Origin of the sequence: Streptomyces sp. NPDC018000 (genome assembly GCF_044328025.1) — a bacterium.
Lineage (GTDB): Bacteria > Actinomycetota > Actinomycetes > Streptomycetales > Streptomycetaceae > Streptomyces.
Window position 1 is genome coordinate 1 of the sequence record NZ_JBIRGM010000001.1, and the last position, 21,016, is coordinate 21,016.

Annotated in this window: 19 protein-coding genes; 11 read left to right on the forward strand and 8 right to left on the reverse strand. The window is 70.7% G+C overall.

The annotated features are described in order from the left end of the window. Window positions 1-181 precede the first annotated feature (181 nt). A complete protein-coding gene (locus tag ACH4EW_RS00005) occupies window positions 182-1,834 on the reverse strand; it encodes a transporter (RefSeq protein ID WP_398249501.1) in 1,653 nt (550 codons plus the stop codon). Further along, window positions 1,831-2,670 (reverse strand): ABC transporter ATP-binding protein, encoded by an 840-nt coding sequence (locus tag ACH4EW_RS00010; protein ID WP_398249503.1) that lies wholly within the window; start codon window positions 2,668-2,670, stop codon window positions 1,831-1,833. Before ACH4EW_RS00010 ends, ACH4EW_RS00005 begins: the two co-directional genes overlap by 4 nt. Window positions 2,671-3,048: 378 nt before the next feature. On the opposite strand from ACH4EW_RS00010, the gene ACH4EW_RS00015 reads away from it, so the two are divergent. Further along, window positions 3,049-4,431: a transcriptional regulator gene (locus ACH4EW_RS00015; RefSeq protein WP_398249505.1), complete on the forward strand. Its 1,383-nt coding sequence runs from the start codon at window positions 3,049-3,051 to the stop codon at window positions 4,429-4,431. 182 nt (window positions 4,432-4,613) lie between these two features. After that, entirely contained in the window at window positions 4,614-6,047 is a 1,434-nt protein-coding gene (locus ACH4EW_RS00020) for a hypothetical protein (protein ID WP_398249507.1), read from the forward strand. 57 nt (window positions 6,048-6,104) lie between these two features. On the opposite strand, the gene ACH4EW_RS00025 is transcribed toward ACH4EW_RS00020, so the two are convergent. Further along, window positions 6,105-7,394, reverse strand: coding sequence for an ABC transporter substrate-binding protein (locus tag ACH4EW_RS00025; protein WP_398249509.1), 1,290 nt, complete (start codon window positions 7,392-7,394; stop codon window positions 6,105-6,107). Window positions 7,395-7,568: 174 nt separating this feature from the next. Between ACH4EW_RS00025 and ACH4EW_RS00030 the strand changes: the two genes are divergently transcribed. Both ACH4EW_RS00030 and purU read left to right on the forward strand, forming a co-directional pair. Next, window positions 7,569-8,015, forward strand: coding sequence for a hypothetical protein (locus ACH4EW_RS00030; RefSeq protein ID WP_398251174.1), 447 nt, complete (start codon window positions 7,569-7,571; stop codon window positions 8,013-8,015). A gap of 28 nt (window positions 8,016-8,043) precedes the next feature. Further along, complete coding sequence (purU, locus tag ACH4EW_RS00035; RefSeq protein ID WP_398249511.1) at window positions 8,044-8,922, forward strand: formyltetrahydrofolate deformylase; 879 nt, start codon at window positions 8,044-8,046, stop codon at window positions 8,920-8,922. A 15-nt stretch (window positions 8,923-8,937) separates the two neighbouring features. Here the strand turns inward: purU and ACH4EW_RS00040 are convergent, their stop codons facing one another. Beyond that, window positions 8,938-10,278, reverse strand: a complete 1,341-nt coding sequence (locus ACH4EW_RS00040; RefSeq protein ID WP_398249513.1) for a zf-HC2 domain-containing protein — start codon at window positions 10,276-10,278, stop codon at window positions 8,938-8,940. Then, window positions 10,275-10,865, reverse strand: coding sequence for an RNA polymerase sigma factor (locus ACH4EW_RS00045; RefSeq protein ID WP_398249515.1), 591 nt, complete (start codon window positions 10,863-10,865; stop codon window positions 10,275-10,277). Before ACH4EW_RS00045 ends, ACH4EW_RS00040 begins: the two co-directional genes overlap by 4 nt. Window positions 10,866-11,206: 341 nt before the next feature. Here ACH4EW_RS00045 and ACH4EW_RS00050 point away from each other — a divergent pair, with 341 nt between their 5' ends. Then, window positions 11,207-11,593 (forward strand): STAS domain-containing protein, encoded by a 387-nt coding sequence (locus ACH4EW_RS00050; RefSeq protein WP_398249517.1) that lies wholly within the window; start codon window positions 11,207-11,209, stop codon window positions 11,591-11,593. Between the two features lie 62 nt (window positions 11,594-11,655). Beyond that, window positions 11,656-12,177 (forward strand): EF-hand domain-containing protein, encoded by a 522-nt coding sequence (locus tag ACH4EW_RS00055; protein WP_398249519.1) that lies wholly within the window; start codon window positions 11,656-11,658, stop codon window positions 12,175-12,177. 57 nt (window positions 12,178-12,234) lie between these two features. On the opposite strand, the gene ACH4EW_RS00060 is transcribed toward ACH4EW_RS00055, so the two are convergent. Further along, window positions 12,235-12,774, reverse strand: a complete 540-nt coding sequence (locus ACH4EW_RS00060) for a GNAT family N-acetyltransferase (RefSeq protein ID WP_398249521.1) — start codon at window positions 12,772-12,774, stop codon at window positions 12,235-12,237. Between the two features lie 51 nt (window positions 12,775-12,825). Beyond that, a complete protein-coding gene (locus ACH4EW_RS00065; protein ID WP_398249523.1) occupies window positions 12,826-14,370 on the reverse strand; it encodes a class I adenylate-forming enzyme family protein in 1,545 nt (514 codons plus the stop codon). Window positions 14,371-14,527: 157 nt separating this feature from the next. On the opposite strand from ACH4EW_RS00065, the gene ACH4EW_RS00070 reads away from it, so the two are divergent. The 4 genes from ACH4EW_RS00070 (at window position 14,528) to ACH4EW_RS00085 (ending at window position 18,922) form a co-directional block, all read left to right on the forward strand. After that, a complete protein-coding gene (locus ACH4EW_RS00070; protein ID WP_398249525.1) occupies window positions 14,528-15,721 on the forward strand; it encodes an amidohydrolase family protein in 1,194 nt (397 codons plus the stop codon). A 7-nt stretch (window positions 15,722-15,728) separates the two neighbouring features. Then, window positions 15,729-16,883: an acyl-CoA dehydrogenase gene (locus tag ACH4EW_RS00075; RefSeq protein ID WP_398249527.1), complete on the forward strand. Its 1,155-nt coding sequence runs from the start codon at window positions 15,729-15,731 to the stop codon at window positions 16,881-16,883. Between the two features lie 7 nt (window positions 16,884-16,890). Further along, window positions 16,891-17,874, forward strand: a complete 984-nt coding sequence (locus tag ACH4EW_RS00080) for an acyl-CoA dehydrogenase family protein (protein ID WP_398249529.1) — start codon at window positions 16,891-16,893, stop codon at window positions 17,872-17,874. A gap of 517 nt (window positions 17,875-18,391) precedes the next feature. After that, window positions 18,392-18,922 carry an ATP-binding protein gene (locus ACH4EW_RS00085; protein ID WP_398249531.1) on the forward strand — a complete coding sequence of 177 codons (531 nt, stop codon included), beginning with the start codon at window positions 18,392-18,394 and terminating at the stop codon, window positions 18,920-18,922. A gap of 48 nt (window positions 18,923-18,970) precedes the next feature. On the opposite strand, the gene ACH4EW_RS00090 is transcribed toward ACH4EW_RS00085, so the two are convergent. Further along, a complete protein-coding gene (locus ACH4EW_RS00090; protein ID WP_398249533.1) occupies window positions 18,971-19,897 on the reverse strand; it encodes a cyclase family protein in 927 nt (308 codons plus the stop codon). 83 nt (window positions 19,898-19,980) lie between these two features. Here ACH4EW_RS00090 and ACH4EW_RS00095 point away from each other — a divergent pair, with 83 nt between their 5' ends. Continuing rightward, the gene (locus ACH4EW_RS00095; RefSeq protein WP_398249535.1) at window positions 19,981-20,895 is read left to right on the forward strand and encodes an SDR family oxidoreductase; all 915 of its coding nucleotides are present in this window, start codon (window positions 19,981-19,983) and stop codon (window positions 20,893-20,895) included. Window positions 20,896-21,016 lie beyond the last annotated feature (121 nt).

Sequence of the window (21,016 nt, forward strand, 5' to 3'; positions counted from 1 at the left end):
CGGAGCACCGCCGGCGATCGTCCGTCAGTACATCGAGCAGCAGAAACGCCCGCTCTGAAGTGCGGGTCAGAGCAGCCCTCAGATGCATTCATCCCCGGCGTGAACACCGGGGCCTTCTGCAAGAGTCCCCGTAAGTAGGGCCTGTCTCCCGTAAGAGAGACAGGCCCTGCGGAGGAAGCCCTCAGCCCTTGCTGACCGCCGCCAGGATCTCCGGGAGCCGGTTCGCCGTACGGGGAGCGGCGAGCCGCAGCCCCGCCCAGGAGATCAGCGCCCCGTACACCGCACCCGCGGGCAGCAGGAGCCACAGCCACTGCTCCAGATCGGCGGCGTGCAGCCAGATCGTCGCCGTGATCACGGGTGCGCAGAGCACCGCCGCCGAGACCATGCCGCCGACGAGCGAGATCCAGGCGAGCCCGGCCTGTCCGGGCGCCACGTTCTTGAACGCCCCGTCCTGCGGGATCGAGTACGGGAAGTTCGCCGACGCCACCGCACCCGTCGCCAGCATCGCGCCCAGCAGGGCGAGCGACAGCCCCAAGGCGTCCGGCAGGGTGCCCCAGTCGCCGAGCATCGCCGCTGTCAGCACCGTGACCAGGATCGTGTACGGCAGTGTGATCAGCAACAGCGCCAGTGCCCTTGCCCGCAGTTCGAGGTACGCGTCCCGGGTGGAGGAGATGGTCAGCGCCACCATCCAGAACGCGGAGGTGTCCTGCCCGAACTGGTTGTACATCTGGATGCCGAGCATCCCGGCGGCGAAGCAGGAGAAGTAGACCGAGCCGACGCCCTGCAGCGCGTTGAGCAGCGGCACGATCAACCCGATCGCCAGCGCCGTCACCCAGGCGGCCTTGGTCTTCGGGTCGCGTGCGACATACCGCAGACTGCGCTCCATCACCGGACCCGTACGCCCCGCGGGCAGCAGCGCGGAGAGCCTGGAGCCGCTCCTGTCGCTCTTCTCGCGGACCGGTCCGGCAGCGGCGAGGGTCGACCCGTCCGGGGCCGTCATCAGCTTCACCAGACTCCGCCGCCACAGCCACAACAGCGCGAACAGCGCTGCCACGGACAGCAGCAGCTGTACGGCGGCCTGCCCGTACAAGCCTCGCGACGCCGAGTCCACGGCTCCGACCGCCGAGGCGGGCGGCAGCCAGCGCACCACGTCCGCGGCCGGTTCGAGCGCGGAGAGGCCGCCGGCCTGTCCGAGCCGCTGCGCACCGAAGTTGACGACCTGGAGGCCGACCGCGATCACGAGCCCGCTGAGCACCGCGAGATCGCGGCCCTTGCGTGATGTCAGCAGCCGGGTGTTGGCCGTGGCCACGGCACGTGTCAGCGCCACGCACAGCAGCAGCGTGAGCGGCGCTGACACCACCGCGAACACCGCACCGGCCGTACCGTGCGCCACCGCGAACACCGAGCCGACCGCCAGGCAGAGCGTGAACAGTGGGCCGATCCCGACCAGTGACGCCGCCAGCAGCGCGGCGATCAGCGGGCGCGGCCGCAGCGGCAGCATCACCAGACGGCTCGGGTCGAGGGTCTCGTCACCGCTGGGGAAGAACAGCGGCATCACGGCCCAGCCGACCGCCAGCACGCCGGTCAGCAGGACGACGAGGGCATCGACATGGGCGTGTCCGCGCATCAGGATCAGCCCGAGCAGCTGGCTCGCGGCGATCAGCAGGGCGAAGACGACGGAGGTGATGTACGCGGCCCTCCGGCCGGCCGACTGCCGCAGACCGTTGCGCAACAGGGTCAGCTTGAGCCGTACGAAGACGGTGACGAGACCCTCGCGCCCGCTCGTACCGTCCCTGCCGCGGGCGGTCCCCACGGGGGTGTCGAGCACGCTCATCGGTCGCCGCCCAGCCAGTCCAGGGAGTCGCCGGCGGCCCGGGAGCCCGCACCGACGAGTTCGAGGAAGGCGTTCTGCAGCGAGGAGGCATCGCCGCGCACCTGGGCCAGGGTGCCCTGGGCCCGAATCCTGCCGGCGGCCATGACGGCCACCCAGTCGCAGAGGGACTCCACGAGCTCCATCACATGGCTGGAGAAGACGACGGTCGCCCCCGAGCGGGTGTACCGCTCCAGAACCTCGCGGATGGTCTGCGCGGACACCGGGTCGACGCCCTCGAAAGGCTCGTCCAGGAAGAGTACTTCGGGGTTGTGCAGCAGTGCGGCGGCGAGCCCGATCTTCTTCCGCATGCCGGTCGAGTAGTCGACGACCAGCTTGTGCTGAGCACCCGCCAGATCGAGCACGTCGAGGAGCTGGGTGGCCCGCTTGTCGACCTCGGCGCCCGGCAGCCCGCGCAATCTGCCGGTGTAGGCGAGGAGTTCGCGCCCCGAGAGGCGTTCGAAGAGCCGCAGCCCCTCCGGGAGCACGCCGATCCTGGACTTCACCTCGACCGGGTCGCGCCACACGTCATGGCCGCCGACCTCGATCAGCCCCTGGTCGGGGCGGAGCAGTCCGGTGACCATCGACAGCGTGGTGGTCTTGCCGGCGCCGTTGGGTCCCACCAGACCGATGAACTTGCCTGCGGGCAGCTCCAGATCGATCCCGGCGACTGCGGTCTGCTCCCCGAACCGCTTCCAGAGCCCCTGTACGCGAACGGCGGGCGGCGCCGTGCGGGCTCCGCTCGCCTCTCCCGTTTCCCCCGTCCGTACCGCTCTGTCTTTTTCTGTCCGGTCCAGCATGGTGTGTTGCCTTTCGGTGTCCCCGTATTTGGGGACAGCTTACGAAAGGGCACTCTACGGGTGGCGACCCCGATGAGCTCTTCCGTGCGCAGCGCAACTTCCGCCACTGCATGGGGGTACGGGCGTGCTGGGCGTGGTCAGGGCTCATCGATCCGGCATGCGGGGCGCATGGATGCATGGGTGGGGGCGCGTGTGAGGCGGCGCCCGATCGGGCGGGTAGCCATATGCGGGCAACTCCGGAACGGTCGGCCTCTGTCATGCGCCGACACGAATGGCAAGAAATGCGTCGGACATGACGAACACGATGAATGTGTGCATTTTCCGTGTACTTGCCGGGCAGTGATCCGCTCATCGATCACTGCGGCCTCAGGGGGAAACATGGCAGCCAGGCCTCTCGTCGCCCGCCAGCCGAACGAACGGCTCCAGGCGCTCATTCAGGAAGCCGGCAGCTCCAACGCCGGTCTCGCCCGCCGCGTCAACATGGTCGGCGCGGAGCGCGGGCTCGATCTGCGTTACGACAAGACCTCCGTGGCCCGTTGGCTGCGTGGGCAGCAACCACGCGGCAGGGCAGCGGGAATCATCGCCGAGGCGCTCGGCCGCAAGATCGGCCGGACGGTCACGATCGACGAGATCGGCATGGCCAACGGCAAGAACCTGGCGTCCGGCGTCGGCCTGCAGTTCGCCCCGACCGTGATCGGGGCGATCGAGCAGGTCTGTGAGCTGTGGCGCAGCGATGTCGGCCGACGCGACTTCCTGTCCGGTTCGACGATCGCATCGTCGGCGCTGGTCGAACCCAGCCGCGACTGGCTGATCAGCGGCGCCGACCCGCAGGTGGCCCGGGCTGCCGGAACCCGCGTCGGGATGTCGGACGTGGAGGCGGTACGGGCGATGACGGCCGCGCTCGTCGACCTCGACCACCGGTTCGGCAGCGGACATGTGCGGCCGGTCCTGGTGCACTACCTGAACAGCGTGGTCTCCGGGCTGCTCTCGGGGGCGTACCGCGAACCGGTCGGGCGGCAGCTGTTCGCGGCGGTCGCGCGGCTCACCGAACTCGCCGGGTACATGGCGGTCGACACGGGCCAGCCGGGGCTCGCCCAGCGCTACTACATCCAGGCGTTGCGTCTGGCGCAGGCGGCGGGCGACCGGGCGTACGGGGGTTACGTACTGGCCGCGTCGATGAGCCACCTCGCCGCGCAGCTCGGCAATCCGCGGGAGATCGCCCAGCTGGCACGGGCCGCGCAGGAGGGCGCGCGCGGGCGGGTCACCCCGAGGGCGGAGGCGATGTTCTACGCGGCGGAGGCGCGCGGACACGCTCTGCTCGGCGACGCCCGGACCTGCCAGGCGGTGACGGGCAGGGCACTGACGGCCATGGAGCACGCCGAACCGGACACCGGGGACGATCCCGACTGGATCGCCCACTTCGACCACGCCTATCTCGCCGATGAGTTGGCGCACTGCCACCGCGACCTCGGCCAGGCGGAGGCGGCCGCACGCCGGGCGAAGGAGTCCCTGGACGGCCACCCGGAGTCCCGGGCCCGCCGCCGCGGCATCGGCCTGGTGCTCCTCGCCACGGCCCAGGTCCAGCTGCGCGAGGTGGAGCAGGCCTGCCACACGGGCACGCGGGCGATGGAGCTCCTGGGGCCGGTGCGCTCCACCCGGGGAGCGGAGTATCTGGACGATCTGCAGCAGCGCCTGATGCCGTACGGGGACGAGCCGGCGGTACGGGAGTTCGGGGCGCGGCTGGAGCTCCAGGCGGCGTGACCGGGCCCGGCCGGGCGGAGCGGGTTGCCCCCTTGACCGAGTCCTGGGCCGGCCGGCACATGGGCGCCGGGTGTTACCACGCTTGTGAAGGGGCGGTGAGTGACATCAGGCGCTTGGCGAAGGGCGGCAGCCACCCGATAGCGTGAGCCGACGATTCCGTAGGTATACACGTAGGAGTCCCGGTGACGCAGAGCGGACAGGGTGACGAGCAGCAGCTTCCTGCTGTACGGCCCGCGCACGAAGGTGTCGTGCTGCCCGCGGGTGGCGGCGAGCCCTGGATAGCAGGGGGGCCCGCGGATCAGGGCGCCCCGGCGGGCGGCCAGCCGTGGGGGCAGCCCTGGGGGCCGCAGGCGGCGCACCAGGACGCCTCGTCGCAGCCACAGCCACACGCTCAGGGGCAGGGGGCGTACGCGCAGGGACAGTACGGGCAAGGGCAGTACGGTCAGGGGCAGCCGGCGCAGGCGTACGGACAGCCGCAGGCCCAGCCGCTTCCTCCCGTACAGCCCCCGCAGCCCCCGCAGTCGTACGCGCAGCCGTTGCCGCCCGAGGCCGTGCCTGGCATGGGCATGGGCGGGGACGCGGATGCGACGCAGTACATCGCGCCGGTGCCTGCCGGGCCCGCGCCGGGCGGGCTGCCGCCCGAGAGCCCCGCCGAGGCCACCCAGTTCCTCGACCACGGAGCGCCGCAGCCGCAGATGTACCAGCAGCCCCAGGCGCCTGCGCACGGCGGCGAAGCCGAGGCGACCCAGTTCATCCAGCCGGTCCCCGGTGGCGCCCCGTACGGCATCAGGCCCGGAGCCCCCGACGACCGGCAGCCGCCCGCCGAGTTCGACAACCTGTTCCGCAACAACGGGCCCGCGGGCGCCACCCAGCAGATGCCCCGGCTCGATCCCACGCAGCAGCACCAGAGCGCCCGTCAGCCCCCGCAGCCCCAGTACCAGTCCGTGGACGAGGGGCCGCAGGGGCCCACCGGGCAGCGCAAGAAGCGGCCGCACGTCACGCTCATCGCCGCGGTCGTCGCCTGCTGCGCCGTCGTCGGCCTCGGCGCGGGTGCGTTGATGAGCGGTGGCGGCGACGACAAGGGCGTGGACGACAAGCAGCCGGTGGCCGCCGCCGGATCACCCGACGACCAGCCCTCCGCACAGGCCGCGGCCGATCCGGCGAAGTCGCAGGCCGAGGCGCTGGACGAGCTGCTGGCGGACAGCAACAACAGCCGTTCCGCGGTCATCGGGGCCGTCGAGAAGACCAAGAACTGCACCGATCTGGACCGGGCCGAGGCCGATCTGAAGGGCGCCGCCAAGCAACGCCGTGATCTGGTGACCCGGCTCCAGGGGCTGAGCGTCGACAAGTTGCCGAACCATGCCCAGCTGACCGCCTCCCTCACCAAGGCCTGGCAGGCGTCCGCATCCGCCGACGAGCACTACGCCGCGTGGGCGAGCCAGGCCAAGCACGGCAAGAAGGTCTGCAAGCACGGCAAGGCCCGCACGACCTCCGAGACGCAGCAGGCCACCGTGCAGAGCGGTGAGGCGACCAAGGCGAAGCAGGAGGCGTCGGGTTTGTGGAACTCGATCGCGTCGAAGTACGGGCTGACCCAGCGGTCGGCGACCGAGCTCTGAAATCAAGCTTCTTCGGCGATCGAGGAGCGGAGGTACCGGGGGATCGGCCCCGGTACCTCACCCCTTCGCGCTTGCATCCGACAGCGTCTTCGTGACGTCCACGAACCCCTTCTTGTCCGCGACGAGCCGCCCGTCTCGCGCCACCTGAAACGTCACCTGGGTGTTCACGATGCGCGGATAGGCGGACGAGCCGAGCATGTCCTCGTAGCGCCAGCGCAGCACCGGTGTGAGGCCGCCGGTGTCGACCGGGGTGCCGTGGCGGAGGGCGGAGGCGAGTTTCCCGGCGGTGATCTGCGGGGCGTCGATCGACTTCACGAGTTCGTTCAGCACGGTGTACGCGATCCACGTGGTCTGCACACCCGTGTCGTCCGGGTCGATCCGGTTGTCGCCGAAGGCGTGCTTACGGATCACTTCCCGCATCGGCTCCCAGCGGGCGTCGCCCGAGTCCGGGTACCAGCCGGTGATGTACGCCCCCTCGAACGGGCTGTTCCGGCCGCCGGTGCTGTCGATCAGCGGCTGCCCGACACTGCCGAGGACGGACGAGATCCGTACGTTCCCGTACGACGGTTCGAGCCGGCGGAAGGAGTCGAAGAAGGTCTCCGTACGGTCCCCGAGCACGGCCGTCACACAGCCGCCGCTCGTCCCCGCCGCCTGGAGCGCCTGCTCGGCGGCCTTGTCGTACGAAGTGGCCGACTCCTTGGCCCGGATGTCGGCGGGCTCGGGCCGATGGGCCTCGGTGAGACCGGTTCTGAGGAGCCAGGCCTGGCCGTCGCCGCTCAGGGTGTCGGGCCGCACCACGGACACCCGCTCGCAGCTGCGGGCGAGCTGCTGGGCGTTGCCCGCGAGCAGCGCGGCCTGGCCGCCGTTGACGGGGTAGGAGTTGTAGCTGGTGAACTCCTCGTCGGAGGCCCCGTAACCGCCGATGTAGGGGATTCCGGCGGTCTCCAGCGGCGCCATGAACGACGAACCGTGCCGGCTGTACGAGCCGACGACCGCCACCGCCTTCTCCTTGACGGCCAGCCGGGCGCAGTTTGCCGCGCCGACCGAGGTGTCCGCCTCGTCGCAGGTGACGACGCGCAGCTTGTGTCCGTCGAGCCCGCCGTTGCTGTTGGCCCAGCGGGCGTATGTGCGGGCCATGGCGGTCATGCCCGCCATGTTCACCGTGTGCGAGGCGTCCGGATTCGCCGCGCCGCCCGGAGCCCACGTCACGACGGTGAGGGGCTCCCTGGAGCCCCCCGAAGCCCCAGGGAGCGCACCGCAGCCGGTGACCAGCAACGCCCCGACCGCCGCCATGCTCGTGAGGAGCCTGTAGCGGCGGGGGGAGGTGGGGTGTTGCCGTCCGGTCATGGGCACGAACATTTCCGCCCGTGGGGTAACGCTGCTGTGTGCTCCGCACAACACTCGGTGACATCCGGGTGAATTGCAGGGGTCTGTGCGGGGAGCCGAGAAGGGAACGTACGATCGACAACCGTGCAGCAAGGTTCGGAGAACACTTCCCGTCGCGGCCGTCGCTCCTCCACCATGGGCGGCATGCCGCTGAATGACATGCCGTGGTGGCGCTGGCGCAGCAACGTGCGCTCGGCGCTGCACATGCTCTCCGACCCCGTCTTCCATCACGAGTGCTGGCTGGCCGGCCGGGAAGGGTACGGCGACGTCACCGACGCCGTGTACCGCCTGGTCGAGGACACCTGGCTGGACAACTGGTCCGCCGAGAAATACGTCGGGACGATCTTCCGCGACTCCGCCGAGTCCGCTCTCGTCGACGTCGCCGTGCTCCGGGTGCTGCGCATCATGCACCAGGTCGGCGCGGACGCACCCGTGTCGGCGTATCTGGAACATCACGGCTGGCCGGAGGCCGTACGGGCCGCCCGCGAGGCCCATGTGCTGCTCGCCACCAACGACGGCGACGACCCGGACGCGCCGCCGAGCTCCCTGGACGTGCTCCGCATCATGACCAGTTCGGCCTGATCCCGCTCCGGTGTGGCACGCTACGGGAATGACCGCGCCGCAGCCTGCTGAGACCACCCCAGAGCAGTACGTCCTCACACTCTCCTGCCCGGACAAAAAGGGCATCGTGCACGCCGTGTCGAGTTATCTCTTCATGACCGGCTGCAATATCGAGGACAGCCAGCAGTTCGGCGACCACGACACAGGTCTGTTCTTCATGCGTGTCCACTTCTCGGCGGACAGCCCGGTGACCGTGGAGAAGCTGCGGGCCAGCTTCGCCGCGGTCGGCGACTCCTTCCAGATGGACTGGCAGATCCACCGCTCCTCGGAGCGGATGCGGGTCGTGCTGATGGTCAGCAAGTTCGGGCACTGCCTCAACGACCTGCTGTTCCGCTCCCGGATCGGGGCGCTGCCGATCGAGATCGCCGCCGTCGTCTCCAACCACACGGACTTCGCCGAACTCGTCGCCTCGTACGACGTCCCCTTCCGGCACATCCCGGTGACCAGGGAGAACAAGGCCGCCGCGGAGGCGGAGCTGCTGGAGCTGGTCCGTGAGGAGAAGGTCGAGCTGGTCGTCCTCGCCCGCTACATGCAGGTCCTCTCGGACGATCTGTGCAAGCAGCTGAGCGGCCGGATCATCAACATCCACCACTCCTTCCTGCCGAGCTTCAAGGGCGCGAAGCCGTACCACCAGGCGCACGCCCGCGGTGTGAAGCTGATCGGTGCGACGGCGCACTATGTGACGGCCGACCTCGACGAGGGGCCGATCATCGAGCAGGAGGTCGAGCGGGTGGGCCACGGCGTCACACCGGACCAGCTGGTCGCCGTCGGTCGCGATGTGGAGTGCCAGGCGCTGGCGCGGGCGGTGAAGTGGCACGCGGAGCGCCGCATTCTGCTCAACGGCCGCCGCACGGTGATCTTCTCGTAGCGCCCGGGACAGCCCTTAGAGCCGGCTCAGCGACGCGGCCGCGAACAGTACGTCGCGGATCGCCTCGCGGTTGCCCTCCTGACCTGCCGCAGCCTCCGCCGGCGGCACGTGCCCGGCCACCAGCTGACAGAACTCGACGCTGTCCAGCGCGATCTGCGCCACGGCGTGTGCGGGCGAGCCGATCGCGGCCGGGGAGTCCAGCGGGATGTACCAGTCGCCGCCGCCCGCGCCTTCGACCTCCAGATGCAGCGAACGGCCCGGCGAACCGGCCGTCACCAGATGGCGGGCGGGCCCGGCCAGCCCCGACCTGCGGCGCTCGGCAAGGGCCGCCGGGAGGAGCCGGGCCGCCAGGTCGATCATCCGGTTGAGATGGGCGGCCGACGGCGCCTCGTACGGATAGTCCACGGCATGCGCGATGTCGCCGCCGTGCACCCAGCATTCGAAGGACCGGTCCAGCAGCGAGTCGTGCATCGGAAGGGCGAAGTCCCCGTACGAGACGGAGAGGCCGGCGACTTTGCGACCGGCGAAGGACACCGTACGGATGAGGGTGTGGCTCTGCTCGCGCCACGGCTCGCGGATCGCACGGGTGAGTGGCCGCCGGGCTCCCGACCAGTACTTCTCCGTGCGTGCCCCGGGCGGAAGCGGCCAGTCGGCTCCCCGGCCCATGGTGCCGTCGCCGAGCGGTACGTCGAGGCCGAGAGCGGTGCCGACCAGTCCGTCGACGGTCATGAGGTGGCCGATGACGCCCGCGACCGTCGTCTTGCGATTGACCGCCTGCTCGCCCTCGAACCACTTCAGCCGCACCGGGGCGTGCCACTCCGAGCGGCCGATGTCACGCAGCAGCGCGTCGAGCCGCGCGGTCTCCGCGTCGTACGGGGCGGCCCAGTCGGGCACCGGGATGTCCGCCGGGCGGCGGCTCAGACAGGTGTCGATCACGCGGGAACGCAGCGTCGGATCAAGATCCAGGCTGCGGTCGGTCTGCAGCAGGCCGACCGCGTCGCGCAGCCGCAGGGCCTCGTCCGCACACGCGGCGCACACGGTCAGGTGCGCCTCGACGGCCTCGGTCTCCTGTGCCGAGCAGGTGGCCAGGGCCCAGGCACCGAGGAGGGCCTTGAGGACGCGATGGGACAGCATCAGCGCCGGTGCGGCCGACGGGTCCGGTGGTGCCACGGCAGGTTCCGGCGCCGTCGGCTTCGGGGCCGGCTGCGGCTCCTGGGGCACGGGCAGTGGTAGGGGGACGGCATCGAGGTCGAAGTCGTCCGCGGCGGCCCGCGGTCCCGGAATGCGCCGCGCGTCCTGCACCTCGTCGTCGCGTCCGTCGCCCTCGCGTCCGTTCGCGTGCTCGTCACCGGTCACAACGGCCGTCCGTATCCGGGCGGCGGCGCCCCCTCCAGCGGACGGGTGTGCGCGGTGGAAAGCAGCTGCAGACCGAGCCGCAGCCGACGGCGGGCCTCGTCCTCGGTGACCCCGAGGTCGGCTGCCGTCTGCCGGTAGTCCCGGCGCTGGACGTACGCGAGCTCCAGCGCGGCCCGCAGCGGGGCGGGCATGGCCGCCACGATGTAGTCGGCGCGGGCCGCGGCCGTGGCCCGGCGCACCCGCTCCTCCAGATCGGCCCGGGCCGCAGTCCCGGTCTCCTCGTCCGCACCGCCCGGGAGGCTGTCCTCCTCGCGCAGGCGCCGTACGGACTGGCGGTGCGCGAGCCGGGCCACCCAGGACCGCATCGAGCCCTGCTTCGGGTCGTACGCGTCCGGGTTCTCCCACACATAGCCGAAGACCTCGCGGGTCACCAGATCGGCGGCGGTCTCGTCGTCGAGCATCCGGTGTGCCTGGCTGTGCACGAGCGAGGCGAACCGGTCGTAGAGCTCGCCGAGAGCAGCCGCCTCGCCGCGCGTCAGCCGCTGCTGCATCATGCGGTCCCAGCGGGGTGGTGCGTTCCTCGGCATACGACCCCCCAACCCTGTTCCCCTCGTCACGTCGAATGTAGTCGGCGGCACAGACGATGCATGGCCTTTACGGCAAGTCCGCCCCTGATGAGGCCCGGGACGACAGGGAATGCGCCATCCGACGGCGACGGTTCCGGTTGTGTCCTGCCGGGCGGGCCGGTGTTTCAAGGGGCCGCGGCGGGGGCAGCCGCGAGAGGGAACCGAAACTTCCGGAACGTCGGAGTCCCCGCAACGAGAGGCCCAGCCCCATGAGGAGTTCTCGTCCTCCTGGAAACCACCCACCGGCTGCAGCCACCCGCGCCCCCTTGGTCACCCAGGAACGCTCCCGCAGGCCACTGAAAGTGGCCGAAACCGTGCAGGGCGAATGGACCGTGCTGCGCATACGGGGACAACTGGATCTCGTGACGTCACCCACCGTGCGCCAGTCCGTTCATGACACGGTCGCCATCGGCCGCCACGATGTGGTGCTGGACCTCTCCGAGGTCCTGTTCTGCGATTCCAGCGGCGTCGGCGTACTGATCGCGGCCCGCCGTCTGCTGCGCTCCTGCGGGGGCCGGCTGCGGCTGATCCTGCCGGCCCGCGGTGCGGAAGAGGGGTCCCACGTCAACCGGGTGCTCGCCGCCCTCGGCGTACGCCGTCTCTTCGACGTCTACCCCGACCGGTACGCGGCCGTCGACGACGAGGCCCGGCCGCTCCCGGCGCGAGGGCGGTCCACGACCAGGTTTTAACACCGGTGGTGGGCGAGGTCGAAAATGACATGGGACGCCTGTCGGCGTCGTACGCTCCCCGCATGGACAGCGCAGAGTATGAGCGCAAGATCGCCTTCCGCTTCGCCGCCTTCGACCAGGACGGCAACGGATACATCGATCGCGCGGATTTCAGTGCCACCGCGGCCCGTCTGCTCGCCGAATTCGGCACGACGGCCCGCAGCGACAAGGGCCAGGCGCTCTACACCGGGGCCGAGGCATTCTGGCAGGGCATGGCGGGCATCGCCGATGTCGACGGGGACCAGCGCGTCACCCGGGAGGAGTTCGTGGGCGGGGCCGTGAAACGGCTGCGCGACAACCCGGAGCGCTTCGCGGAGATCGCCCGCCCCTTCCTGCGCGCCGCGATCGCCGTGGCGGACCAGGACGACGAGGGCGCGGCCTCCGTAACCGCCGTGGAGCGGGCGCTGAAGGTGCTGGGTGCGAGCGCGGACGCGGCCGCGTTCGCGGCGCGGAACCTGGACGCGGACCAGGACGGCAAGGTCGCCGAGAACGAGGCGGTGGCGGCATTCGCCGCCTATTTCACGGTGATCGAGCCGGACGCATAGCCGGGACGCGGGCGGCCGGAACGGGGCCGGGCCGCCCGGCAGTGTGGCCGTCCCGGTTCATGCCGTCCGCAGGCGCTTCTCCAGCAGGGTGACGCCGTACCTCCGGCCGCCGTCACCGTTCTTGGCGGGGAGCGTTCCCGTCACCGTGTAGCCCGCGTCCTCGTAGTACCTGCGCAGGCGCGGGTTGTCCGCCAGACAGTCCAGGCGGCAGAGGTCCCGGCCGAAGGACGCGATACGCCGTTCGGCCTCGGTCAGCATGATGCGTCCGGTGCCGGGCGGTGCGGCCGCCCGGTCGGTCACCAGCCGGTGGACGTAACCGGCGACGGGCGGTTGCTCTCCCCAGGCCGCCGGATCCTCCCACCACACCTCCCAGGCACCGACGACCGGCGCATCCGCGCCCGAGGCGGCCAGCCATGTCTCGCAGTCGTCGAGGCGGGCCAGGAAGTGCGACCGCCCGAGCTCGCCCGGCTGCCACTGATCGATGCCCCGACCGGCCTGCCAGCGGGCGGCTGCGTCCCGCAGGCGTGCGAGCTCGCCCACGTCGCTCTTTCCGGCGCGCCGGAAACGGAGGAGCGGACGGGGCACTGCGTCGGTCATGACGGGAGATTCTGTCAGGTGCCGCACGGCGCTCGCCGCCGTGTTCCCGTTTCAGGAGAACTGTTCGCGCAGTTTGTACTTGAGTACCTTCCGCAGCGTCTCGTTGCGCGGCAGCGCCGCCACCACCTCCAGCTGTTCCGGCAGCTTGTGCACGGAGAGGCCCTCCGCCCGCAGGTAGCCGGTGATGTCCGGCAGGGTCAGGGGGGCGGCGCCCGCCGGCTGTTCCACGACCGCGCAGACGCGTTCGCCGCGCTCCGGGTCCAGGAGCCCGATCACCGCCACGTCCCCGACGCCCGGGTGCCGGTGCAGCAGATCCTCTATCTCCTTGGCGGAGATGTTCTCGCCCTTGCGGATGATGATGTCCTTCAGCCGCCCGGTGAGCACCAGATGACCGCTCGCCTCGAGATGGCCGACATCGCCGGTGATCAGGAACCCGTCCGCGTCGAAGGCCGCGGCCGACGCCTCCGGGTTCAGATAGCCCTTGCAGACGGCCTCCCCGCGGAGCCGTACCTCGCCGTCCGTGCCGTGCGGCAGCGGCTTGCCGCCCTCGTCGGTGATCCGTATCTCCATGCCCTCGGGCGGGCGCCCCTCCGTCCCGGCGAGGTGCTCCGCCGTGTCGTCGGGGGCACCCATCGTGATCATGGGGACCTCGGTCATGCCGTACCCGTGGGTGAGCTGGACGCCCATCTCCCGTACCACCGCGTGGTAGACCTCCGGCGGTTTCGGCGCCCCGCCGCCCGCCAGCAGCCGCAGGGTGGGGATCAGCTTCCGCTCCGGGGTCTTGCGCTGCTCGGTCAGGAACATCGAGTAGAACGCCGTGGACCCGCCCGCGACCGTCACCCCGTGGCGCCGGTAGCCCTCCAGCGCGTCCGGCATCGCGAAGTGCTCGAAGAGGACCGCCGGGAAGCCGTACAACAGCAGCATCACCGTGTAGTCGGGCCCGGCGATATGGGCGAAGGGGAACGCCATCGAGCCGATGTCGTCGGCCGACAGATGCAGCGCGTGGGCCAGGCAGGAGCCCCCCGCGATCAGGCTGCGGTCGGTGTGGAGAACCCCCTTCGGATCGGAGGTGGTGCCCGAGGTCCAGTAGATCCAGCGCACCGCCGTCCCGTCGGCGGGCGGCGGAGGCAGCACGGACGGGTCGCCGTCCGGCAGTGACTCGTACGCCTCGAAGACCAGTGGCGGGTGCTCCGCCTCCGCGGCCAGCCGGTGTGCCATCGCCGTGTGGTCGAAGCCGCGCCAGACACCGGGCACGGCGAAGAAGCCGGCTTTCGACTCGCGCAGCGCGAACCCCACCTCGCGGTCCCGGTAGAACGGGATGACGGGTGTCTGTACTGCTCCGATGCGGGTGAGGGCGAAGGAGAGCAGCGCCGTCTCGAGACGGGTCGGCAGCTGCCAGGCGACGACGCTGCCGGGGCGCACGCCCATCCCCCACAGCCCGGCCGCGACCCGCTCGCAGCGGCTGCGCAGCTCGCCGAAGGTGAGGGTGCGGTCGTCCTGGATCAGGACGGGGAGGTCCGGGGTCAGCGCGGCCCGGCGTTCGATGAGTTCCCAGAAGGTGCCCGATGCGCCCAGGGCGTGTGCGGTCTCGTTCACTGCGTTCCCCGCTCCCTTGTAACTGACGGGTAGTCAGATCGTGTCGAGAGCGTAGGGCGCCGCGCCTTGTCGGTCCAGGGGTGCGGGGCTAGCCTGATTGCCGAAACCAAATCTGACGAACCATCAGATGCGTGCAGTGTGCGCCGAAGGGGACACCATGACGGAACTGCCTCGGATCGTCAGCGTCGACGACCATGTGATCGAGCCGCCGCACCTCTTCTCGGCCTGGCTGCCCGCCAAGTACCGCGAGCGCGGCCCGCAGCCGCTCACCGCGGGCATCGGCGAGCTGGTGTACACGGGGGGCAAGTACGTCATCACGATGGACCCGGACGGGCCGCCGACCGACTGGTGGATCTACGAGGACCTGAAGTTCCCGTACAAGCGGAACATCGCCGCCGTCGGCTTCGACCGCGACGACATGACGCTGGAGGGGATCACCCGGGCCGAGATGCGGCCGGGCTGCTGGGACCCGGCCGAGCGCCTCAAGGACATGGACCTCAACCATGTCGAGGCGAGCCTCTGCTTCCCCACCTTCCCGCGCTTCTGCGGCCAGACCTTCGCCGAGGCCCACGACAAGGAGGTCGCCCTCGCCTGCGTGCGCGCCTACAACGACTGGATGGTGGAGGAGTGGTGCGGCGACAGCGGCGGCCGGCTCATCCCGCTCTGCATCATCCCTCTCTGGGACATCGACCTGGCGGTCGCGGAGATCGAGCGGAACGCGGCGCGCGGGGTGCGGGCGGTGACCTTCTCCGAGATCCCCACGTATCTCGGGCTGCCGTCGATCCACACCGGCTACTGGGACCCGTTCTTCGCGGCCTGCCAGGAGACCGGCACGGTCGTCAACATGCACATCGGGTCCAGTTCGCAGATGCCCGCCGCCTCGCCCGACGCCCCGCCCGCCGTACAGGCCAGTCTCTCCTTCAACAACGCCATGGCTTCGATGATGGACTTCCTGTTCAGCGGCGTGCTGGTGAGGTTCCCCCGGCTGAAGCTCGCCTACAGCGAGGGCCAGATGGGCTGGATCCCGTACGCCCTGGAGCGCGCCGACGACGTCTGGGAGGAGCACCGGGCCTGGGGCGGGGTGCGCGATCTGATTCCCGAGCCGCCGTCCACGTACTACTACCGGCAGATGTTCTGCTGCTTCTTCCGCGACAAGCACGGCGTCGCGTCGCTCGATGTCGTCGGGCGGGACAACGCCACCTTCGAGACCGACTACCCGCACGTCGACTCGACCTTCCCGCACACCAAGGAGGTCGCCCTCGACCACGTCAAGGGACTGGACGACGAGACCGTCTACAAACTGATGCGCGGAAACGCGATCCGGATGCTCGATCTGGACCTGGACAAGTAGGCGCGCGGTGGATCTCGCGTACACGGAGGCCGAGGAGGAGTTCCGGGCACGGCTGCGCGAGTGGCTGGCCGCCGTGCTGCCCACCCTGCCCGCGAAGCCCGGCCCCGACGACTGGCCGGGGCGCCGCGCGTACGACACCGCCTGGCAGCGGATGCTGTACGACGCCGGTTACGCGGGCCTGCACTGGCCTGTCGACGCGGGCGGGCGGGGCGCCACCCCGACCCAGCATCTGATCTTCCTGGAGGAGACGGAGAAGGCCGGAGCCCCGTACGTCGGCGCGAACTTCGTCGGGCTGCTGCATGCCGGGCCGACGATCGCGGCCGAGGGAACGGCCGGACAGCGGGCGCGCTGGCTGCCGCCGGTGCTGCGCGGCGACGAGATCTGGTGCCAGGGGTTCAGCGAGCCCGACGCCGGCTCGGACCTCGCCTCGCTGCGGACCAGGGCGGTGCGCGACGGCGACCACTACGTGGTGAGCGGGCAGAAGATCTGGACCTCGCACGCGGAGGTCGCCGACTGGTGCGAACTGCTGGTGCGTACGGACCCGGCGGCGCCCAAGCACCGCGGGATCAGCTGGCTCGCGATGGAGATGGACGCCCCCGGCGTCACCGTCCGTCCGCTGCGCACCCTCGCCGGGTCCACCGAGTTCGCCGAGATGTTCCTCGACGAGGTGCGGGTGCCGGTCTCGCACCGCGTCGGCGCGGAGAACGACGGCTGGCGGGTCACGATGGTCACCCTCTCCTTCGAGCGCGGTACGGCGTTCGTCGGCGAGGTCGTCGCCTGCCGCCGCACCCTGGACGCCCTGGCCGCCGAGGCGCGGACGAACGGCCGCTGGGACGACCCCGTCCTGCGCCGCAGGCTGGGCAGGCTGAACGCCGAATTCCGGGCGCTGTGGCGGCTCACCCAGTGGAACGTCAGCGAGGCGCAGAGCAGCGGTGGCGTGCCCGGCACAGGTGGCTCGGTCTTCAAGCTGCGCTACTCGCAGGCCCGCCAGGAGCTGTACGAGGCGGCCGCCGAGGTGCTCGGCGCGGACGCGGCCGACCTGGACCGGGAGTGGGCCCTGGACCGGCTCTCCTCGCTCTCGTACACCATTGCCGCGGGCACCTCGCAGATCCAGCGGAACATCGTCGCCGAGCGGATTCTCGGCCTGCCGAAGGGGCGCTGACGCAGCTATGGACTTCCAGCTCTCGGACGACCAGCGGGCCCTGCGGGCGGGGGTACGGGAACTCCTCGCCGGGCGTTTCGGCAGGGACCGGATGCGGGCGGCTCTCGACGGCGGCAGGGGCGTCGACCGGGCCCTGTGGCGGGAGCTCGGCGAGGCCGGGTTCTTCGCGCTGCGGCTGCCGGAGACGGAGGGCGGCGTCGGACTCGGCCTGCCCGAAGCGGTCCTTCTTTTCGAGGAGGCGGGGCGGTCGCTGCTCCCCGGACCGCTGATCGCCACCCACCTCACCGCCGGTGCGGTGAAGGGGGCGGCGGAGGGCGAGACGGTGGTGACGGTGCTGGACGCGGGGCAGCCGGTGGGGCATCTGGGGGATGCGGACGGCCTGCTCGTACTCGGGCCGGGAGAGGCGCGGGCCCCGGGGCCGGGTCCGGAGCCGGCGGAAGCGCGGGCCGTGACCGGCGGGGCGCTGCGGGATGTCGTACGGGAGGCCGCCAGGCCGGTACGGTCGCTCGACCCGTTCACGCCACTGTGGCGGGTCACGGGCCCCGTCGGGCCCGGCGATCTCCTGTCCGGAGGGGCGCGGCTGCGCGACGAAGGCGCCCTGCTCGCCGCCGCCGAACAGCTCGGAAGCGCCGCCCGTACGACCGAGATGGCCGTCCAACACGCCGGTGAACGTGAACAGTTCGGTTCACCGATCGGGTCATTCCAGGCGGTCAAACATCTGTGCGCCGGGATGCTGGTCCGCGCCGAGCTGGCCCGCAGCGCCGTCTACGCGGCGGCCGTGACCGCGGACCGGGTCGAGATCGCGGGCGCCAAACTGCTCGCCGACGACGCGGCGGTCCGCAATGCGCGCGACTGCCTCCAGGTGCACGGCGGAATGGGCTTCACCTGGGAGGCGGACGTTCATCTGCACCTCAAGCGGGCCTGGCTGCGGTCCGGGCAGTGGCTGGCGGCGGCGGCGGCCGAGGAGGCACTTGCGGCCGACCTGTGCTGATCGAGCACGGGTTCCGTGGAGGCTCCGGCCGCGCGGCAGGGGGCCGATGTGCGATGCAGGAATATGACAGGCAGACCGTCAAGTCTCACGCTGCGCAGTCACTCAGCGCAGTCGGCGGACTCCGATGCCGGCTTGCGTCCTTTGCGTAATTCGTCACGGGGCGGAGTCGACGCCGGGCTCGGGTACGCTCCGTTGGGTGCGAGAGGTTCTGGAACCGGATAGTCCGGATGTTGCCCGTGCGGTGACTCCGGTCCGGAAGAGGTGCCCTGCTCGCATTTCACGCAGAAGCGGCGAGCCTGCCCGGGGAACGACTCCCGCAGCCTCGATGCGCCTCTGTTCGACTTCCCGCAGCGCGCGTCGCACAGTATGCACCACGCGTACTCCTTCGCGCTGGAATATGCCCGAAGCGCTTGTTGCGGTGACTGTACGTCAACCATGCTGGCTTGTAAGGGAATCACGTTCCGTGACCCTGAGGAGGCGCGAGGCGATGTGTCCGCCGGTTCGGATGGTGTGAGCGGTGCAGGTGCTTCAGGTTCAGCTGGAAGTCGGGCCGGATCCCGCGGAGGTCGGGAGAGCCCGTAGATGGGCGCGATCGAGACTGGTCGGGTCCGGAATAGGGGACGACGAGCCGCTGGCCGAGACGCTCATCCTGCTGATCTCGGAGCTGGTCACCAACGCGGTGGTCCACACCGGGTGTCCGGCCGTGCTGCGCATGCTGTTCGGCTCGACGGGCGCGGCCGGTGCGGCCGGGACCGTACGGGTCGAGGTGGCCGACTCCAGCTGTCGTCCGCCGCAGCAGCGCCACGCGGCGGGCGAGGACACCGGCGGCCGGGGCCTGGAGCTCGTCGACGGCCTCGCGGACCGCTGGGGCTGGCAGCCGGAGGGCGCTGGGAAGCGCATCTGGTGCGAGGTCGACCGGGGCGTCCCGCTGATCCAGCCGGTGCACCCGGGCGCACAGGGTGTTCATGGCGCACCGGGCGCACCGGATACGGCGGCTGCGGACCGCGAGGCGTACAAGCCATCACGAACCTTCACGAATCGCATATAAAAGTTGAGACAGACCGGCACATGAGGGGCGGCGCCGGCCCGCGTTCCTTCACAGGACGGCGACCGGGGCGACCGGGGTGCCGGTCGCGCCGATGAACGGTTCCGGCATCGCGGAGAGCAAGAAGCTGTACCGCCTCTCTTCCGCACAGGCTGTGGACAACTTTTCCAGGTGCCAGTTCTGGCCCTGCAGCATGCCCATCTCGACCAGGTCCAGTGCATGCACCCCCAGCCACAGATCCTCGATCTCGGGCGGGAAGATCTCGAAGGTCAGGGTGTCATTGGCGACTGCCGCGACATCGCGCGCACGGAACCACTCGGGCGTCCGGATCGAGAGACCGGGCGACGGATAGGCGTACGCATGCTTGTCGCCCGCCAGATAGACCTGCACCTGCCCCGTCCGTACGAGCACGATGTCACCGGCCCGGACCCTGACCCCCGCCAGTTCCTCGGCCGCGTCCAGGTCCTCGGGGGTGACGGCATGGTCACCGGGCAGCCTGTCCGTGCCGTGTGCGCGTGCCACATCGAGCAGGACTCCGCGCGAGACGATGTGCGGTGCCTTGTCGATCCCGCTGAACTGCGCGCCGCCGTGGGCGGTGATCGTGGCGGCCGGGCGGCCGTTGTAGATCTTCCCCGAGTGCGAGGCGTGGGTGAGGGCGTCCCAGTGCGTGGCCGTCTGCAGGCTCAGGACGGCTGTGTCGTCGCTGGTGGCGACGGTGCCGGGGCCGAAGAGTTCCTGGTTGATCTGGACCATGGTGTGCAGCGGATTGATCCGCCCCGGGATCAGCCCGCTCTGGACGCCGTCCTGCTGGAGGGGGAGTGCGAGAGGGATGCGCAGCCCGGTGCGGACGCCGGCGACCGCCTCGCGTACGACCGCGTCGGTGATCAGGTTGAGTGTGCCGATCTCGTCGTCGGCGCCCCAGCGGCCCCAGTTGTTGACCCGCTTGGCGATGTCGTGGAACTCGGCGGGCAGTGACACGGGACCTCCCGGGGCTTGTGCTCGTGGACCTGATGGCCCATAAAATCTAACGGTCCGTCAGAAATAGCGGGAAGGGGCCGGGCATGGGGAACTTCTTGGCAGGCAAAGTGGTGGCGGTGACGGGTGCCGGGCGCGGCATCGGGAGGGCGGTCGCGCTCGCGGCGGCGGCCGAGGGGGCGAGAGTCGTCGTCAACGACTACGGCGTCTCCATCGATGGCGGCGAGCCGAGCAGCGAGATAGCCGAGGCCGTCGTCAAGGAGATCGAGGCGGCGGGCGGCCAGGCGGTGGCCGTCGCCGACGACATCTCCACGATGGCGGGCGGGCAGCGGATCGTGGACACGGCGCTGGCGCAGTACGGGCGGATCGACGGGGTCGTGTGCGTGGCCGGGATCCTGCGGGAGCGGATGCTGTTCAACATGTCCGAGGAGGAGTGGGACCCCGTCGTCGCCACGCACCTGAAGGGCACCTTCACCGTCTTCCGGGCCGCTTCGGCGGTGATGCGGAAGCAGGAGGGCGGCGGCACACTGATCGGCTTCACCAGCGGCAACCATCAGGGCAGCGTTGCCCAGGCCAACTACAGCGCCGCCAAGGGCGGGATCATCTCGCTGGTACGGAGCGCGGCGCTCGGCCTGCACAAGTACGGTGTCACGGCGAACGCCGTCGCCCCGGTCGCCCGTACCCGGATGTCCGCCAATGTGCCGATGGAACTGAAGGAGATCGGCGAGCCGGAGGATGTGGCGGCGCTCGTCGTCTACCTGCTCAGCGAACGGGCCCGCAAGGAGAAGATCACCGGCCAGGTGTACACGATCGCAGGCCCGAAGATCGCGGTCTGGGCCCAGCCGAGGGAGCTGCGGGCGGGGTACGCGGAGGGGGCCTGGACCCCGGAACGGATCGCGGACTTCCTGCCGGGGACGGTGGGCACGGACCCGATGCCGATGCTGGCGCAGCTGGAGGAGATGGCCGCGGCGGCTGCGGCAAGGGCGCGGCCGAACGCGTGACGGGGGCGCCCCGGGGCCCTGCCCCGGACCCTGGCCTTTCTGGCCTTCTGGCCTCGGACCCTGGCCCTCTGCCATGGCCCCCGGCCCTTCGCCCGGAATCCGTCCTTCGCCCCGGACCCCG

Coding starts and splice junctions, on each gene's coding strand:
- ACH4EW_RS00025 (WP_398249509.1), bottom strand. CDS start 7,394: ATGACCGGACGGCAACACCCCACCTCCCCCCGCCGCTACAGGCTCCTC.
- ACH4EW_RS00095 (WP_398249535.1), top strand. CDS start 19,981: ATGGGGAACTTCTTGGCAGGCAAAGTGGTGGCGGTGACGGGTGCCGGG.
- ACH4EW_RS00055 (WP_398249519.1), top strand. CDS start 11,656: ATGGACAGCGCAGAGTATGAGCGCAAGATCGCCTTCCGCTTCGCCGCC.
- ACH4EW_RS00005 (WP_398249501.1), bottom strand. CDS start 1,834: ATGAGCGTGCTCGACACCCCCGTGGGGACCGCCCGCGGCAGGGACGGT.
- ACH4EW_RS00070 (WP_398249525.1), top strand. CDS start 14,528: ATGACGGAACTGCCTCGGATCGTCAGCGTCGACGACCATGTGATCGAG.
- ACH4EW_RS00060 (WP_398249521.1), bottom strand. CDS start 12,774: ATGACCGACGCAGTGCCCCGTCCGCTCCTCCGTTTCCGGCGCGCCGGA.
- ACH4EW_RS00080 (WP_398249529.1), top strand. CDS start 16,891: ATGGACTTCCAGCTCTCGGACGACCAGCGGGCCCTGCGGGCGGGGGTA.
- purU (WP_398249511.1), top strand. CDS start 8,044: ATGACCGCGCCGCAGCCTGCTGAGACCACCCCAGAGCAGTACGTCCTC.
- ACH4EW_RS00045 (WP_398249515.1), bottom strand. CDS start 10,865: ATGCCGAGGAACGCACCACCCCGCTGGGACCGCATGATGCAGCAGCGG.
- ACH4EW_RS00015 (WP_398249505.1), top strand. CDS start 3,049: ATGGCAGCCAGGCCTCTCGTCGCCCGCCAGCCGAACGAACGGCTCCAG.
- ACH4EW_RS00010 (WP_398249503.1), bottom strand. CDS start 2,670: ATGCTGGACCGGACAGAAAAAGACAGAGCGGTACGGACGGGGGAAACG.
- ACH4EW_RS00030 (WP_398251174.1), top strand. CDS start 7,569: ATGGGCGGCATGCCGCTGAATGACATGCCGTGGTGGCGCTGGCGCAGC.